Below are 15,225 nucleotides of genomic sequence, written 5' to 3' on the forward strand. Positions count from 1 at the left end.
AAAGAGAGGGATTTCATGCGCTTGACGGGACTTGTGGTCTTGAGTGCGGTTTTCCTGTGTATGAGCGTTTTGAGCCTCGCGGTCGGCGCGCAGGACATCCCGCTCGGCGAGGTGTGGCAGCAGTTCTGGCAGCCCGACGGAGGCGAGACCGCCGCCGTCGTCCACGACCTGCGGGTCCCGCGCACGCTGCTCGGCATCTGCGTCGGCGTCGCCCTCGGCCTGGCCGGGGCGCTCATGCAGGCGCTGACCCGCAACCCGCTGGCCGACCCCGGGCTGCTCGGCGTCAACTCCGGGGCGTCACTGGCCGTCGTGTGCTCGATCCTCTTCTTCGGCGCCTCCGACATGTCGACGTGGGTGTGGTTCTCGATGGCCGGGGCGCTGATCGCCTCCGTCGTCGTCTACGCGCTGGGCGCCCACCATCCGACCCGGCTGGTGCTGGCCGGGGCCGCCGTCAGCGCGTCGCTGATCGCCGCCATCAACGGCGTGCTGTCGCTGGACTCCGGGGTGTTCGACCAGTGGCGCTTCTGGGACGTCGGGGCGCTGGCCGGGCGCTCGCTCGACGTGGTGCAGCAGGTCGTGCCGTTCGTCCTGGCCGGCACGCTGCTGGCGCTGGGCCTCGGGCGCGGGCTCAACGCGCTCGCCCTCGGCGAGCAGACCGGCCAGGCACTCGGCGTACGGCTGGGCCGCATCCGGCTGCTGACCGGCATCGCGATCACGCTGCTGTGCGGCGCGGCCACGGCGGCGGCGGGGCCGATCGGGTTCATCGGCCTGATGGCGCCGCACGCGGTGCGCGCCTTCACCGGGCCCGACCACCGGTGGGTGATCGGCTACTCGGCGGTGTTCGCGCCCGCGCTGCTGCTGGCCGCCGACGTGCTCGGCCGGGTGGTCGTCCGGCCGGCCGAGCTGGAGAGCGGCATCGTGACGGCGTTCGTCGGAGCGCCGATCTTCATCTATCTCCTGCGCAGGCGGAAGGCGATCCCGGCGTGAAGACGGTACGGATGTCCGGGATCGCGGTGCGGGTCCACCCGCGCGCGTCCGCGGTGGTGCTCTGCCTGGCCGCGGCCGGGCTGGCAGTGGGGCTGTTCGGGCTGAGCACCGGCTCGGCGGTCGGCGTCGGCGAGGCGCTGCGCACGCTGCTCGGCCAGGGCGACGCCACCAGCGAGATGGTCGTCTACTCGCTGCGCGCGCCCCGGGTGCTGCTCGCCCTGCTGGTCGGCGCGGCGCTCGGCGTGGGCGGCGCGGTCGTGCAGAGCCTGTCGCGCAACCCGCTCGGCAGCCCCGACATCATCGGCGTCAACGCCGGAGCCGCCGCCGGGGCCGTGCTCATGCTCCTGGTGTTCGGCGCGGCGAGCGCGCAGGCGATCTCGCTGGGGGCGCTGGCGTGCGGGCTCGGGGCCGGGCTGCTGGTGTACGTGCTGTCGTTCCAGCGCGGGGTCAAGGGGACGCGGCTCGTGCTCGTCGGCATCGGCGTCACCGCGATGCTCCAGTCGCTCATCGCCTACCTGCTGACCAGGGCCGACCTGTACGAGTCGCAGGGGGCCAAGGTCTGGCTGATCGGCAGCCTGTCCGGGACCGGCTGGGAGAAGGTGTGGCCGGTCGCGCTGGCCGTGGCGATCGGGCTGCCGGTCACGCTGGGGCTCAGCCGGGCGCTGGCGCTGATCGAGATGGGCGACGCGGCGGCCGGGGCGCTCGGGGTCCGGGTGGAGCGGCTGCGCCTGGTGCTGCTGCTGGTCGCGGTCGGGCTGTCCGGGGTGGCGGTGTCGAGCGCCGGGCCGATCGGGTTCGTCGCGCTGGCCGCGCCGCAGCTCGCCCGGCGCGTCACGCGGGCCCCCGGGCCGGGGGTGGGCTCGTCGGCCGCGATGGGCGCGCTGCTCCTGGCCGCCGCGGACCTGCTCGTCCAGCGGCTGCCCACCCCCGGCCAGCTCCCGGTCGGCGTCCTGACGGGCGGCCTCGGCGGGATCTACCTGGCGTGGCTCATCTACCGCGAATGGCGCAAATAGCCAGGGCCCGATCCGCCGCGGCCCGATCCGCCGAGGGCGATCAGCCGTGGAGGGCGATCAGGCCGTCCGCCAGCTCGTTGCGCCAGCAGTAGCGGTCGTGGCCGCCCTCGAACGCGGCATGGGTGCCCGCGTCGCCGAGCGCCTGCCGCAGCCGCTCGGTGGGGCCGTGCAGCGCCCACTCCAGCGTGCCGGTCTGCAGGTGCACCCGGGGCGGCCTCCCAGCGATCTGCCCGGTGAGCCATTCGGGCTCCGGGCCGTTGGGCCACCAGAACGACCCCGACTGCGACAGCGCCGCCGCGAACCGGTCGGGATGCCGGTGCGCGGCGTGCACGGCGGCCAGGCCGCCGAAGCTCTGCCCGGCGATCACGGTACGGCCCTCGTACGGCAGGGCGTCGGCGAAGGCGGCGTCGCAGGTGAGGCGGGCGGCCCGGTCCGGCCCCGACTCGACGAGCCAGGCGGTGACCGGCGGGATCGCGCCCGCGCCGATCAGGTTGTCGAGGATGACGGGCAGGTCGTCCACCCAGTGCTCGCCGTCGAGCATGACCAGGCTGCCCTCGGCGGGCCGTACCGGGTCGTAGCGCCAGCCGAGGGGCAGGCGGGACAGGCGGTGGCGCGGCTCGCCGGGGGCGAGCCAGGGGGACGGCGGGGCCGTCTCGGCGATCGAGAAGCCCCGCCAGCGGCGCGGGTTGAGCGGGTCGGGCACGTCCTGGCCGTCGACCGTCAGCAGGTAGGACGAGCGCCAGCCGGGCCGCACCAGGTAGGTGCGGTGCCACAGGTCGCCGTCGCGTTCCATGAGGGCGGCGTCGCTCTGGTGGGTGAGCTTGTTGGCCCGTACCCGCACCTCCCCGGCCCGGCCGCGCCACAGGAACGTGACGGCGCGGCGGTCCGGGGCGGGCTCGGTGATCACCGGCGAGGTCGTGCCGTCCACCGGCGGGGTGGGCACGACCTGCGGCGGCGCGGGTCTGGGCACCTGGGGAGGCTGATCGCGCATCAGGAGAACTGCTGCTCGATCCGGTCCACGATGTTGGAGGCGCTGTAGTAGTCGATGCGGAAGGAGTCGAGGCCGAGGTCGTGCACGCGCTTGCCGGCGACGGCGGGCAGGTCCTTCCACAGCGGCTTGGCGCTGGTCGCGGCGATCTGCTCGGGGCTGTGCGAGACGAAGAAGAGCGAGCTGTCGCCGAACGCCTTGACCACGTTCTCCTGGGCGACGTTGACGATGTCGGTGCGGCCGCCGCCCTCCTTGCTGGACTCGGCCGCCATGGAGGCGTCGATGGGGTGGATGGCGAAGCCGAGGGAGGCGAGCAGCCCGCCCTGCGCGGACTTGTCGGTGAAGACGGGGATGTCGGTGTTGTTGTCGCGCAGCAGCACCGCCTCCTGCTCCGGCACCTTGATCTTGCCCTTGACCTCGGCGATCCTGGCGTCGTACGTCTCGACCAGCTTGGTGGCGTTGGCCTCCAGGCCGAGGGCCTTGCCGAGCTTGGCGCTGAGGTCCTGCCAGGTCAGGTTGTCGTGGCGGAACAGCACGGTGGGCGCGATGGCCTGGAGCTTGTCGTAGACCTTGGCGGCGCTGTCGGCGCCGGTGGCCGCGCCGACGATCAGGTCGGGCTTGGCCGCGATGACCTTCTCCAGGTCGGGCTCGAAGCCCTGGTAGAGGACCTGGACGCCGCGCTGGGCAGCCACGTCGGCCCACTGCTTGAAGAAGCCGTTGCCGTCGGTGATCGGGCCGGGCGCGGTGGCCTGCGACGCGACGACGGGCGCCTCCAGGGCGAGCAGGTGACCGGTGATGGTCACGCTGACCGAGACGACGCGCTTGGGCGCGACGGGCACCTCGGCGGTGCCCGCGTCGTGCTGGACGGTGCGTGTCTGCGCCTTCGCCGCCGCCTGACCGCCCTCGGCGGTCGTCCCGCCCGACCCGCAGGCCGCCAGGCTGACGGCGGCCAGGAGCGCGATCAGGCTCGCGCGGATGGAGGATGCCACAGTCGACTCCCATGTTAGGTAAGCAAAGCCTAAGCAATATTAGGGCAGCCTTACCTAATAGGCACTACCGGGCGGTCCTCTCCTTCACGGCCAGCGCGCCGGCCACCAGCCACGGGCCCAGCGCCACGGCGGCGCAGCCGATCGCCCACCAGAACCCCCAGGCGCCCGGCCCGGCGGCGACCTCGCCGGCCGTCCACGCCAGCAGCCCGGTGACCACCGGCAGCACGAAGTAGGCCAGCCACACCGCCACCACCAGCAAGCCGCCCAGCCACACCCAGCGGAACCAGCGCCCGGCCCGCACGTCGTTCGGATCGGCGGCCGCCAGCTCCGCCTCCTGCTCGGCACTCAGCCGGCCGAACGCCCGGCGCAGCATCAGCGACTTGACCCGCCACAGGTCCTTGCAGCCCAGCCGGGTGGCCAGCACCGCGTACAGGTCGGTGCGCAGGAACACCATGCACTGCCAGGCGATCTGGAACAGCAGCACGAACGCCCAGGCCGCGAGCAGCGGCGAGGTCACCACGAGCTGCCCCGCCAGCAGCACGGCCAGCATCACCGCGTCGATCGCCAGCCCGGCCAGCAGCGGGCCGTAACGCTGCCGCCTCGGCACCGACCACAGCTGCGACAGATCGGTCTCGAACACCAGGAACGCCATCCGCCGGTCCAGCCCGAACCGCGCCGGGATGTCCAGCGACCGGGCCGCCAGCCAGTGCCAGCACTCGTGCACGGCGACCAGGCCGAGCTGGAAGGCGTACAGCAGCACCGCGCTCAGCCCCACGTCGTCCAGGACGAACGCGTCCTGCGCGGGCGCCGGGCGCAACGACGGCACCAGGACCAGCACGGCCAGGTCGAACACCGCCGCCAGCGCGTACACCGTCCACGCCACGCGGCCGAACAGCGGCCTGGCCACCCACGCGGGCACCCCGCGCAGCCACCGGCGGCCCTGCACGGGCGCGGTCGCGACCGGCGCCCGCTCGCCCTCGTCGAGGAAGCCCAGCTCACGCAGCGTCTCCACGAACGACGGCACGTCCACCGGCTCGCCCGCGAACTCCTCGGCGCGCCGGGCGGCCTCCTCGACGCTCGCGCCGTCACGCAGCGCCGCGATCACCACGCCGCCGACCGCCGGGATCGCCACGAACGTGCCGGTCTCCGGATCGCCGACGAGGACCTCGTCACCCTCCTCGACCAGGCTGAGCGGGCGCAGCGCGACAGTCCCGCCGCTCATCGCGGGCACACCGGGCAGGCGTCGTCGCGGGTGAACGGGTGCCGCGACGGCGCCAGGCCGTCACGCAGGTCCAGGCGGATGTACGCGCCCGCCGCCCGCGGCTCCTCGAACCCGGTCAGGTAGCGCAGCGCCTCGTAGGCGACCAGCGAGCCGATCTGCATCGCCAGCGGCCCGATCAGGGTGTTGCTCAGCGCCAGCCGGTCCCGGTTGCGCTCGACGAAACCGCCGCTGCTCGCCTCGTCCGCCGGCGGCCGGTCGCTCCAGTCGCACCGGACGCACGCGCTGCGGCCCGGCGACACCGAGTAGTAGACGACCTCCGAGCGGGTGATCCCGCCCACCACCAGCGGCACCCCCGCGCCCACGGCGGCGTCGCTGATCCACAGGTTGGCGTCCGGGTGCCCGTCGAGGCCGCCCGCGACCAGGTCCACGCCGTCCAGCAGGTCCTTCAGGTCGTCGGGGCCGGAGATCCAGCGCTCCACCGGGCGCACCTCGATCTCCGGGTCGAACGCGCGCACCCACTCGGCCGCGCACTCGACCTTGGACCGGCCGATGTCGGCGTGATGGTAGAGGAACTGCCTGGCGAAGTTGCGCGGCTCGACCTCGTCCCGGTCGACCAGCGTCAGCCGGCCCACGCCGAGCCCGGCCAGGGCCTGCACGACCGAGGAGCCGCCACCGCCGACGCCCAGCACGAGCACGTGCGAGCGGCGCAACCGCGAGACGAACTCGGCGCGCGGCCTGTCGAGCCGGGAGTGCGTGCCGAAGAAGGCCAGGTTGGAGAAGTGGCGGGCGTCCAGGGCCGGGTCGCCGAGCGTGCGGTCGGCCTCGTACTCGACCAGGCCGAGCGAGTCCAGCGCCGCCACGGCACCGTGCACGTCGTCCTCGCCCAGCGCGACGCCGCCCTCCGCGAGCCGCTCGCGCAGCTCGGGCACCGTGCACGGGCCCCGGTCCAGCGCGGCGAAGAGCGCGGCCACCTGGCCCTCCTCGTCGGCCAGCGTCACCACCTCGCGCGGATCGGTGATGACGAACAGATCACCGCCGAGCGACTCCCAGACGCATTCCTTCAGCGCAATCCGCACAGCTCCTCCTCGCATCCCCCTCGAAGACAGACAAAAAAGCGGGTGGGAACGGGACCCCGTTCCCACCCGGCAGAGCACTCGGCTCAGACGGCGAAGCCGGTGGCCTTGACCGCCTCGACCTTGCGGACCTCGATCTTCATGGGGACCTCCTTCCGTTGCGCTCGTTCGCGACCGATCATCGCCGCCGCCGCCACACAATCGCCACAGCCGGGCCACACGCCCGGGGCCAGACCCGAGAGATCGCTCTCTTGATAACAGCGATCGTTACCGACGATCCGTTGACAGGGCCGCACGATGCCCACGAATCTGGCGAGAGAGCGCTCTCTCGTCCACCCCCCTAGTACGAACCCGAGGAGGGTTCCATGACCCCTCGCACCCGGCGGATCGTTCCGTTGGTCACCGCGTCGCTGCTCGCCCTCGCGGCCTGCGGGAGCGGCGGCGACACCGCCACGCCGGCGGCCGCGCCGGCCGAGAAGATCAAGCTGACCATCGGCCTCTTCGGCGACTTCGGCTTCAAGCCCCTCTACGAGGAATACAAGAAGACCCACCCGAACATCGAGATCGCCGAGAACGTCACCCAGTTCAACGACCACCACAACAACCTGGTCAAGCGCCTGGCCACGAACGCCGGCGCGGAGGACGTGGTGGCGGTCGAGGTGGGCTACGTCAGCACCTTCACCGCCCAGCCGCAGAAGTTCACCGACCTCAAGCAGTACGGCCTCGACCAGCGGCAGGGCGACTACCTGGACTGGAAGTGGCAGCAGGGCCTGAGCAAGGACGGCGGCCAGGTGCTGGGCCTCGGCACCGACGTGGGCGGGCTGGCCATGTGCTACCGCAAGGACCTGTTCAAGAAGGCCGGGCTGCCCGAGGACCGCGACGAGGTGTCGGCGCTCTGGCCCACCTGGGAGGACTACATCGCGACCGGCAAGAAGTTCGCCGCGGCGGACGTGGCCGGCGCCAAGTTCGTCGACTCCCCCGGTGAGATCTTCCGCGCGATGGTCAACCAGGCGCCGGTCGGCCTCTACGACGCCCAGGACACGATCATCGTGGACTCCAACCCGGACGTGAAGAAGGCCTGGGACCTGTCCAACCAGCTCACCGCCGAGGGCCTGACGGCCAAGCTGGCCGCCTTCTCGCCGCCGTGGAACACCGGCTTCGCCAAGGGCTCGTTCGCCACGATCATCTGCCCGGCCTGGATGACCGGCTTCATCCAGGAGCAGGCCAAGGACTCGGCCGGCAAGTGGGACATCGCCACCGTGCCGGGCGGTTCGGGCAACAGCGGCGGCTCCCACCTGATGGTGCCCAAGCAGAGCAAGCACCCGAAGGAGGCCGCCGAGCTGATCGACTTCCTGACCTCCAAGGAGAACCAGGCCAAGGTCTTCAAGGAGGAGGGCACGTTCCCGTCGATCCCCTCGCTCTACGACGACCCGTCGATCCAGAACTTCACCAAGCCGTTCTTCGGTGACGCCCCCATCGGCAAGATCTACTCCAACGCCGCCAAGGCGCTCAAGCCGCAGCACCTCGGCCCAAAGGAGGCCGACGTCCGCGTCGCCATCGGCAACGGCCTGGGCCGGGTCGAGCAGGGCAAGCAGACCCCGGACGAGGCGTGGGCGCAGGTGCTCGAGGACGTCAAGAAGATCAAATGAGCACGCTCCCCCTCGCGGTCACGCGACGGCGTAGGCGCGGTGTGCGGCACACCCTCGACACGAGGGTGTCGCCGTACGCCTACGTCGCCCCGTTCTTCCTGCTGTTCTGCGCGTTCGGGCTGTTCCCGCTGATCTACACGGCCTGGGTCAGCCTGCACGAGTGGACGCTGCTGTCGGAGACGCAGACGTTCATCGGGCTGGGCAACTACGGGACGCTGCTGGCCGACGGCTACTTCTGGAACGCCACGTTCAACACGCTGTCGATCGGCGTGCTGTCGACGGTCCCGCAGCTCGTGCTGGCGATCTGGCTGGCGCACCTGCTGAACAAGCGGCTGCGCTTCGCCACGCTGTTCCGGATCTCGCTGCTGCTGCCGAACGTGACGAGCGTGGTGGCGGTGGTGGTGATCTTCAGCCAGCTCTTCGGCCGGGACTTCGGGCTGATCAACTGGGTGCTGGGCGGGCTGGGCGCCGGTCACATCGACTGGGCGGCCGGCACCGCGACCTCGCACCTGGCGCTCTCGGTGATGATCATGTGGCGGTGGACGGGCTACAACGCGCTCATCTTCCTGGCCGCCATGCAGGCGGTGCCGCGCGAGCTGTACGAGGCCGCCACGCTCGACGGGGCGAGCAACCTCAAGCAGCTGCGTAGCATCACCATCCCGATGATCCGGCCGACGATCATCTTCGTGGTGATCGTCTCGACGATCGGCGCGATGCAGATCATCGCCGAGCCCATGCTGTTCGGGCAGAGCACCGGCGGCGGGGGCGGGCTGGCGACCGGCGGGCCGGACCGGCAGTTCCAGACCCTGGCGCTGTTCGTCTACGAGCAGGGCTTCGCGAACTCGACCTTCGACTTCGGCTACGCCTCGGCCGCGTCCTGGCTGATGTTCCTGGCGGTGGTGATCGTGGCGGGGATCAACTTCCTGCTGACCCGCAAGGTGAAGGGCGGGCTGGTATGAGACTGCGTTACCTGACGCTGACCGGGGTCGCCTTCTTCTCGGCGTTCCCGCTCTACTACAGCGTCGTGGTCGCCTCCCGGCACAACTCGGCGCTGGCCCAGGTGCCGCCGCCGCTGCTGCCGGGCGGCAACTTCTTCGCGAACGTGGCGCGGGTCTTCGACACGGTGCCGTTCGGGCTGGCCCTGCTGAACTCGCTCATCGTGGCCGGGTCGATCTCGGTCGCGGTGATGTTCTTCTCGACGCTGGCCGGGTTCGCCTTCGCCAAGCTGCGCTTCCGGGGCAAGAACGCCATGCTCGTCATCACGGTGGCGACGATGATGGTGCCGGCCCAGCTCGGCATCATCCCGCTCTACATGCTCATGGTGAAGCTGGAGTGGACCGGCACCAACTACGCCCTGATCGTCCCGGCGCTGGTCAACGCGTTCGGCGTGTTCTTCATGACGCAGTATCTGTCCCGGGCGCTGCCGACCGAGCTGCTGGAGGCGGGGCGGGTCGACGGGTGCACCACGTGGGGGCTGTTCTGGCACGTCGTGCTGCCCACGGCCCGCCCGGCGGCGGCGGTGCTCGGCATGCTGACGTTCATGTCGGCCTGGAACGACTACTTCTGGCCGCTCGTCGTGCTCAGCCCGGACAACCCGACGGTCCAGGTGGCGCTCTCGACGCTGGCGAGCGGTTACGTCAACGACTACGTGCTGGGCCTGGCGGGCACGGCGGTGGGCACGCTGCCGCTCGTCCTCGTCTTCGCCCTGTTCGGCAAGCAAATCATCGGTGGAATCATGCAAGGAGCGGTCAAGGGATGATCTTCCCGGAAAACTTCGTCTGGGGTGCCGCAACGGCTTCCTATCAGATCGAGGGGGCGGTCAAGGAGGACGGACGGGGCCAGTCGATCTGGGACACCTTCTCCCACACCCCCGGCAAGGTGGCCGACGGCGACACCGGCGACGTGGCGTGCGACCACTACCACCGCTATCCCGACGACATCGCGCTGATGCGTGAGCTGGGCCTGGGCGCCTACCGGTTCTCGGTGGCCTGGCCGCGCATCCAGCCCGACGGCGCGGGCGCGGCCAACCCGCGCGGCCTGGCCTTCTACGACAGGCTCGTGGACGGGCTGCTGGAGGCCGGGATCACCCCGTACGTCACGCTCTACCACTGGGACCTGCCCCAGGCGCTGGAGGACCGGGGCGGCTGGGCCGACCGCGACACCGCCTACCGGTTCGCCGAGTACGCCGAGCTCGTCCACGACCGGCTCGGCGACCGGGTCGGCGACTGGGCGACGCTGAACGAGCCGTGGGTGTCGGCCTTTCTCGGCTACGGCAACGGCGTGCACGCCCCCGGCCGCCGCGACCCGGGTGACGCCCTGCGCTCGGCCCACCACCTGCTGCTCGGCCACGGCCTGGCGGCGGCCCGGCTGCGCGAGCTCGGCGCGCAGCGGCTCATGCTGGTCGTCAACTCCTCTCCGGTGCTCACCCCGGCCCAGGTCAACGACCCGCAGGCGGTGCCCTCCGAGGCGGACCAGGCGGCCGTGGATCGCATCCACGCGCTGCTGACCCGGCAGTTCCTCGACCCGGCGATCCACGGCCGCTACCCGGAGGAGGTGCTGGCCGCCGCCGCCCGCAACGGCGGCACCGGCCACATCCTGGACGGCGACCTGGCGCTCATCAACGCCCCCGTCGACGTCGTCGGCGTCAACTACTACAACCCGTGCGTGGTGGAGGCCGGTCCCGGCCTGCCCGCCGACGCGGCCTGGCCGGGCTCGGAGGACGTCCGGTTCGCCCCCGCCGACGCGCCCACCACGGCCATGGGCTGGCCGATCGTCCCCGACGGCCTGTCCCGGCTGCTCGTCCGGCTGTCGCAGGACTACCCGCAGGTCGGGCTCATGGTCACGGAGAACGGCGCGGCCTTCGACGACGTCGTGGAGAACGGGCGGGTGCACGACGCCGACCGCGTCTCCTACCTGGACGGCCACCTGCGCGAGGTCGGCAGGGCCATCGAGGCGGGCGCCGACCTGCGCGGCTACCTCGTCTGGTCGCTGCTGGACAACTTCGAGTGGGCCGAGGGCTACCGGCGCAGGTTCGGCATCGTGCACGTCGACTACGCGACGCAGACCCGGGTGCTCAAGGACAGCGCGCTCTGGTATCGGGACGTGATCGCCGCCAACCGGTTGTAGATTTCGTTGCGTGCTCTCCCACATGGTGAAGTCATGAGACGTCCCACTCTGGAGGCGGTCGCCGCCCGCGCCGGAGTCTCCCGGGCCACGGCGTCGCGCGTGGTCAACGGGCAGACGACGGTGGCCCCGCACATCCGCGACGCGGTGCAGCAGGCCATCGACGAGCTGGGCTACGTGCCCAACTCGGCGGCGCGCAGTCTGGTCACCCAGCGCACCGACTCGATCGCCCTGGTCGTCTCCGAGCCGCCGACCAGGGTGTTCTCCGAGGACCCGCTGTTCTCGACGGTGATCCGGATGGCCAGCGTGGAGCTGGAGGCGGTCAACAAGCAGGTCGTGCTGATGCTGGCCTCCTCCGCCAAGAGCCACGCCAGGGTGGAGCGCTACATCGCGGGAGGGCACGTCGACGGCGCGATGCTCATCTCGATGCACGGCGCCGACCCGCTCCCGCCGGCGATCGCCCGCCTGCGCGTGCCGGTCGTCTCCTACGGCCGCCCGGCCGTGCCCGTCGACATCCCGTACGTGGACAACGACAACGTGGGCGGGGCCGAGGCGGCGGTCCGGCACCTGGTGGAGTCGGGGCGGCGGCGGATCGCCACGATCGCCGGGCCGCAGGACATGATCGGCGGCCAGGACCGGCTCACCGGCTACCGCAACGTGCTGCGCGACTCCGACCGGCGCTCGATCGTGGCGGTGGGCGACTTCACCCGCGAATCGGGCGCGGTGGCGATGCGCCAGCTCCTGGGCGACGATCCCGGGCTGGACGCGGTGTTCGTGGCCAACGACCTGATGGCGGTGGGCGCGCTGCAGTCGCTGCGGCAGGCGGGGCGCCGGGTGCCGGACGACGTGGCCGTGGTGGGCTTCGACGACATCGAGGCGGCCAAGTACACCGAGCCGCCGCTGACCACGATCCGCCACCCGATCGCCGAGCAGACGGCGGCGATGGTGCGGCTGCTGCTCGACCTGTTCGAGGGCGGGCCGGGCGATCCGGTCATCCTGCCGACCGAGCTGGTGGTGCGCGAGTCGGCCTGACAGGCTTCTTGACAGCCGATCTACGTCGGCGGATCGTCCGTCCATGATGTCGAAACGGGCCGCCGTCCTGGCGGCGCTGTGCCTGGCCCTGCCCCTCACCCTGTCGCTCCCCTCCCCCGCCTCGGCCGACGTCACGGGTCCGCCCGTGATCGGCGGGCCGGTGTTCAACGACCCGGTGGCCGGCTCGGGCGTCCCCGGAACCCCCAGCGCCGCCCAGTCGGCGGTGATGGACCAGCTCATCAGGCTGATCCGGGCGGCGCGGCCCGGCAGCGACATCCGGTTCGTCATGTTCGAGTTCGGCGAGGGCCAGCGGTCGAGCGAGGTGGCCGACGCGCTGATCGACGCGCACGCCCGGGGCGTACGGGTCAAGGTGATCCTCGACAGCACCGACGACGGCAAGAACGACTCCGTCCTGGCGCGGCTCGGCGCGGCCCTCGGGAGCGCGGAGGGCGCCGCCTCGTTCGTCGTGCAGTGCGAGTACCCGGACCCGGCGGCGGTGGACCGGGGCTGCATCGCGCGCAACTACCTGCACAGCAAGTTCGCCACGTTCTCCGAGCTCCAGGTGGGCGGGGTCACGCGCGCCGACGTGGTGTTCCAGACGTCGTCGAACCTGTCGGACTGGTATCTGTACAACTCCTACAACGACGCCTACACCTTCCAGGACGCGGTCGTGCACGACGCGTACGTGCGCTACTTCGACGACCTGCGGGCGGGCCGGCACCGGCCGGTGAACCCGGACTACTTCTGGACGACGCCGACCGGGACCAAGCACCGGGGTCACTTCCTGCCGCGCGACTCGGCGACCGGCGACCACATCGCGAACGTGCTCAAGCTCGTCGAGTGCTCCTACCGCGACACCGACGGCGTCACCCGGCAGACGGACGTCCGCCTGGTGCTCACCGCGTTCAACTGGTCGCGGGTGGAGATCGCCAGGGAGCTGCTGCGGCTGCGCGGCGAGAACTGCTGGGTGGACGTCGTCTACAACGACGGCAGCGCGGTCACCACGGCGATCCGCGAGGAGCTGGCCAAGACCGTCAACGGCAGGCGCATCCAGCTCACGCCCTGCCGCTTCACCGTGGGCGGCCGTTCGGTGGTGCCGCACGCCAAGCTGATGATGATCGACGGCTTCTACGACGACGACATCACGCCGCGCGTCTACACGGGCAGCGCCAACTTCACCACGCTGGAGAACGCCGACGACAGCCTGCTGCGGATCTCCGGCCGGGACGTGCACACGCCGTACCTGTCGTGGTTCTACAAGATCCGTGATACGTGCCGCGCCTAGAGACACCGTTGTGACCAAATACTGCGATTGTGGGTCGGCTACGACAAACCGCTCCGATGAGGGGGATGGACGGTGCCGTCCTCGCGTTCCGCCTTAGGCGTGCTGCTCGTCCTGACCGCGGCGCTGGCGGGCCTGGCCCCGCCCGCGCTGGCCGCGGACAAGACCCTGACCGTGTCCTACACCTGCTCGGGCGGGCCGTTCAGCAACGCCTCGCTGAGCGTGCCGGTCGTCGTGCCCGACTCGGCGACCGGGACGTTCGACGCGGAGTGGGCGATCCCCGCGCTGACGCTCCGCACCGCCGCGACGGCCGCCACGCAGGTCCAGGTGAACGGCAAGCTCGTCGTCAACGGCGGCACCCACGCGGACCTGGTCGCGACGGGCGCGAGCGTGGCCGCCGGAGCCACGTCCGCCGCCGCGAGCACCGTGACCAGCCAGGTCACGGTGACCTCCACGACCGAGGTGACGGTCAAGCCGTCGACGGAGACCGGCAGCCTCAAGCTGTCGCTGGCGAGCGCCCCCAACGACGTCACCTCCTGCACGACCAGCAGCACCCAGGGGGTGACCGTCACCGTCGGCCCCGGCGGCGGCGACACCACCGGCGGCGACATCGTCCTCTACACCTGCAAGCCCACCTCGGGCGCCGAGCAGGAGGTCGACGTCAAGGTCACGCTCACCCTGCCGACGACGAACCCGGCGCCCGGCCAGCAGTTCACGATCGGCTGGAAGGGCGTCTACGAGAGCGGCGCCGAGCTGGAGGCCCCCAACGGCCTGCCCACGACCGGGCTCAAGATGTACGCCTACGCGTCGATCTCCGGCCTGACCGGGCTCACCTCGGCGACGGGCGTGGGCGAGCTGAGCGGCGTCACCGTCGGCCAGCCGATCCCGCTGCCCGCGTCGGTGGACATGAAGACGACCTCGCAGCAGGCGGGCACCGCGACCGTCAAGCCGGCCTCCATCAACTTCGGCCTGCAGCCGACGAGCCCGCTCATCGAGTGCGAGCCGGACAACTCCGACCTGCTGAAGACGTACACGCTGACCATCGGCGCGGGCGGCTCGACCTCCACCCCGACCCCGACCCCGACGACCACCACGCCCACCCCGACGCCCACCACGACGCCCACGGACGACGACCCCGCCGACGAGCCCTCGGCGGACGAGTCCAGGACGCCCAAGGACGGCGTGGCGACGGGCGCGGGCGGCACGGCGGGGCCGGACGGGCGGCTGTTCGTGCTGACCGGGTCGGCCCTGGTGCTGGCGGCCGGCGTCGGCGGGCTGCTCCTGCGCCGCCGCACCGCACGGTACTAGCCGGCCCTAGCCTGCGCGGAAGACGCGGAGCTGGAGCGCCAGGGTGGCGTAGTAGCCGGTCAGCGTCGTCAGCTCGAACAGCATCGGCTCCGGCAGCAGGGCGTACTCGTCGTCGTCCACGTCGCCCCTGGCGGCGAGCGCGCGGGTGACCCGCAGGACGGCCGCCTCCTGCGGGTCGGCCAGGTCCAGGGGCTCGCCCGCGCGGATCGCGGCGAGCTCGGCGGCGGTGAAGCCGAGCCCGGCGGCCAGCTCCTCGTGCACCCGCCGCTCGAAGGCGCTGTCCCAGTGCGCGGCCACCACCAGGATCGCGAGCTCCCGGCACCGGCCCGGCAGCGCCGAGCGGTAGCGGACGGCCGCGCCCAGCTCCTGGAGCGGATCGCCCAGGGCCGGGCTGAGCAGCATGGCGTTGAACGGCCCGGCGAGCGCGCCCCCGTCGCCGACCATCGACAGGCCGCGCGGGCCGGCGACGATGCGGTCGTAGAGGGCGCGGGCGTCGGGGTCGAGCCCGGCGGGCGGCATCGGGCGAAGGCGCGTCACCGCACCGATGCTAGCCCGCCCC

General features: G+C 71.8%; 15 protein-coding genes. 9 read left to right on the forward strand and 6 right to left on the reverse strand.

Annotated features, from left to right (window positions below; genetic code table 11):
- Nucleotides 1-60 precede the first annotated feature (60 nt).
- Together AB0J53_RS32430 and AB0J53_RS32435 are read left to right on the forward strand one after the other, a co-directional pair.
- Nucleotides 61-987: an iron chelate uptake ABC transporter family permease subunit gene (locus tag AB0J53_RS32430; RefSeq protein WP_364179438.1), complete on the forward strand. Its 927-nt coding sequence runs from the start codon at nt 61-63 to the stop codon at nt 985-987.
- Nucleotides 984-2,000 carry an iron chelate uptake ABC transporter family permease subunit gene (locus AB0J53_RS32435; RefSeq protein WP_364179440.1) on the forward strand — a complete coding sequence of 339 codons (1,017 nt, stop codon included), beginning with the start codon at nt 984-986 and terminating at the stop codon, nt 1,998-2,000. The genes AB0J53_RS32430 and AB0J53_RS32435 overlap by 4 nt, the downstream gene beginning before the upstream one ends.
- Before the next feature lie 40 nt (nt 2,001-2,040).
- On the opposite strand, the gene AB0J53_RS32440 is transcribed toward AB0J53_RS32435, so the two are convergent.
- The 5 genes from AB0J53_RS32440 to AB0J53_RS32460 form a co-directional block, all read right to left on the reverse strand.
- A complete protein-coding gene (locus AB0J53_RS32440) occupies nt 2,041-2,970 on the reverse strand; it encodes an alpha/beta hydrolase-fold protein (protein ID WP_364179442.1) in 930 nt (309 codons plus the stop codon).
- Nucleotides 2,971-2,990: 20 nt separating this feature from the next.
- Nucleotides 2,991-3,977 carry a Fe2+-enterobactin ABC transporter substrate-binding protein gene (gene fepB, locus AB0J53_RS32445; RefSeq protein ID WP_364179444.1) on the reverse strand — a complete coding sequence of 329 codons (987 nt, stop codon included), beginning with the start codon at nt 3,975-3,977 and terminating at the stop codon, nt 2,991-2,993.
- Between the two features lie 64 nt (nt 3,978-4,041).
- Nucleotides 4,042-5,199 carry a hypothetical protein gene (locus AB0J53_RS32450; protein ID WP_364179446.1) on the reverse strand — a complete coding sequence of 386 codons (1,158 nt, stop codon included), beginning with the start codon at nt 5,197-5,199 and terminating at the stop codon, nt 4,042-4,044.
- A complete protein-coding gene (locus AB0J53_RS32455) occupies nt 5,196-6,275 on the reverse strand; it encodes a ThiF family adenylyltransferase (RefSeq protein WP_364179448.1) in 1,080 nt (359 codons plus the stop codon). The genes AB0J53_RS32450 and AB0J53_RS32455 overlap by 4 nt, the downstream gene beginning before the upstream one ends.
- Before the next feature lie 83 nt (nt 6,276-6,358).
- Nucleotides 6,359-6,577 carry a hypothetical protein gene (locus AB0J53_RS32460; protein WP_364179450.1) on the reverse strand — a complete coding sequence of 73 codons (219 nt, stop codon included), beginning with the start codon at nt 6,575-6,577 and terminating at the stop codon, nt 6,359-6,361.
- A gap of 60 nt (nt 6,578-6,637) precedes the next feature.
- Here AB0J53_RS32460 and AB0J53_RS32465 point away from each other — a divergent pair, with 60 nt between their 5' ends.
- From AB0J53_RS32465 to AB0J53_RS32495, 7 genes are all read left to right on the forward strand, one after another.
- Entirely contained in the window at nt 6,638-7,921 is a 1,284-nt protein-coding gene (locus AB0J53_RS32465; protein WP_364179452.1) for an ABC transporter substrate-binding protein, read from the forward strand.
- The gene (locus tag AB0J53_RS32470; RefSeq protein ID WP_219505444.1) at nt 7,918-8,880 is read left to right on the forward strand and encodes a sugar ABC transporter permease; all 963 of its coding nucleotides are present in this window, start codon (nt 7,918-7,920) and stop codon (nt 8,878-8,880) included. Before AB0J53_RS32465 ends, AB0J53_RS32470 begins: the two co-directional genes overlap by 4 nt.
- Nucleotides 8,877-9,680 carry a carbohydrate ABC transporter permease gene (locus AB0J53_RS32475; protein ID WP_357583798.1) on the forward strand — a complete coding sequence of 268 codons (804 nt, stop codon included), beginning with the start codon at nt 8,877-8,879 and terminating at the stop codon, nt 9,678-9,680. Before AB0J53_RS32470 ends, AB0J53_RS32475 begins: the two co-directional genes overlap by 4 nt.
- Nucleotides 9,677-11,047, forward strand: coding sequence for a GH1 family beta-glucosidase (locus AB0J53_RS32480; protein ID WP_219505441.1), 1,371 nt, complete (start codon nt 9,677-9,679; stop codon nt 11,045-11,047). Before AB0J53_RS32475 ends, AB0J53_RS32480 begins: the two co-directional genes overlap by 4 nt.
- Before the next feature lie 33 nt (nt 11,048-11,080).
- Complete coding sequence (locus tag AB0J53_RS32485; protein ID WP_219505440.1) at nt 11,081-12,076, forward strand: LacI family DNA-binding transcriptional regulator; 996 nt, start codon at nt 11,081-11,083, stop codon at nt 12,074-12,076.
- 43 nt (nt 12,077-12,119) lie between these two features.
- Entirely contained in the window at nt 12,120-13,361 is a 1,242-nt protein-coding gene (locus tag AB0J53_RS32490; protein WP_364179455.1) for a phospholipase D-like domain-containing protein, read from the forward strand.
- Between the two features lie 72 nt (nt 13,362-13,433).
- A complete protein-coding gene (locus AB0J53_RS32495; RefSeq protein ID WP_364179457.1) occupies nt 13,434-14,666 on the forward strand; it encodes a hypothetical protein in 1,233 nt (410 codons plus the stop codon).
- A 6-nt stretch (nt 14,667-14,672) separates the two neighbouring features.
- Here the strand turns inward: AB0J53_RS32495 and AB0J53_RS32500 are convergent, their stop codons facing one another.
- On the reverse strand, nt 14,673-15,203 hold the full coding sequence (locus AB0J53_RS32500) for a carboxymuconolactone decarboxylase family protein (protein ID WP_364179459.1): 531 nt from the start codon (nt 15,201-15,203) through the stop codon (nt 14,673-14,675).
- Nucleotides 15,204-15,225 lie beyond the last annotated feature (22 nt).

This window comes from Nonomuraea sp. NPDC049725, assembly GCF_040674795.1.
GTDB classification, from domain to species: Bacteria; Actinomycetota; Actinomycetes; order Streptosporangiales; family Streptosporangiaceae; genus Nonomuraea; species Nonomuraea ceibae.

What these genes read in the sequence shown, in the direction of transcription:
- AB0J53_RS32430 (WP_364179438.1), top strand. Translation starts at nt 61, where the DNA reads ATGAGCGTTTTGAGCCTCGCGGTCGGCGCGCAGGACATCCCGCTCGGC.
- AB0J53_RS32450 (WP_364179446.1), bottom strand. Translation starts at nt 5,199, where the DNA reads ATGAGCGGCGGGACTGTCGCGCTGCGCCCGCTCAGCCTGGTCGAGGAG.
- AB0J53_RS32465 (WP_364179452.1), top strand. Translation starts at nt 6,638, where the DNA reads ATGACCCCTCGCACCCGGCGGATCGTTCCGTTGGTCACCGCGTCGCTG.
- AB0J53_RS32470 (WP_219505444.1), top strand. Translation starts at nt 7,918, where the DNA reads ATGAGCACGCTCCCCCTCGCGGTCACGCGACGGCGTAGGCGCGGTGTG.
- AB0J53_RS32475 (WP_357583798.1), top strand. Translation starts at nt 8,877, where the DNA reads ATGAGACTGCGTTACCTGACGCTGACCGGGGTCGCCTTCTTCTCGGCG.
- AB0J53_RS32480 (WP_219505441.1), top strand. Translation starts at nt 9,677, where the DNA reads ATGATCTTCCCGGAAAACTTCGTCTGGGGTGCCGCAACGGCTTCCTAT.
- AB0J53_RS32485 (WP_219505440.1), top strand. Translation starts at nt 11,081, where the DNA reads ATGAGACGTCCCACTCTGGAGGCGGTCGCCGCCCGCGCCGGAGTCTCC.
- AB0J53_RS32490 (WP_364179455.1), top strand. Translation starts at nt 12,120, where the DNA reads ATGATGTCGAAACGGGCCGCCGTCCTGGCGGCGCTGTGCCTGGCCCTG.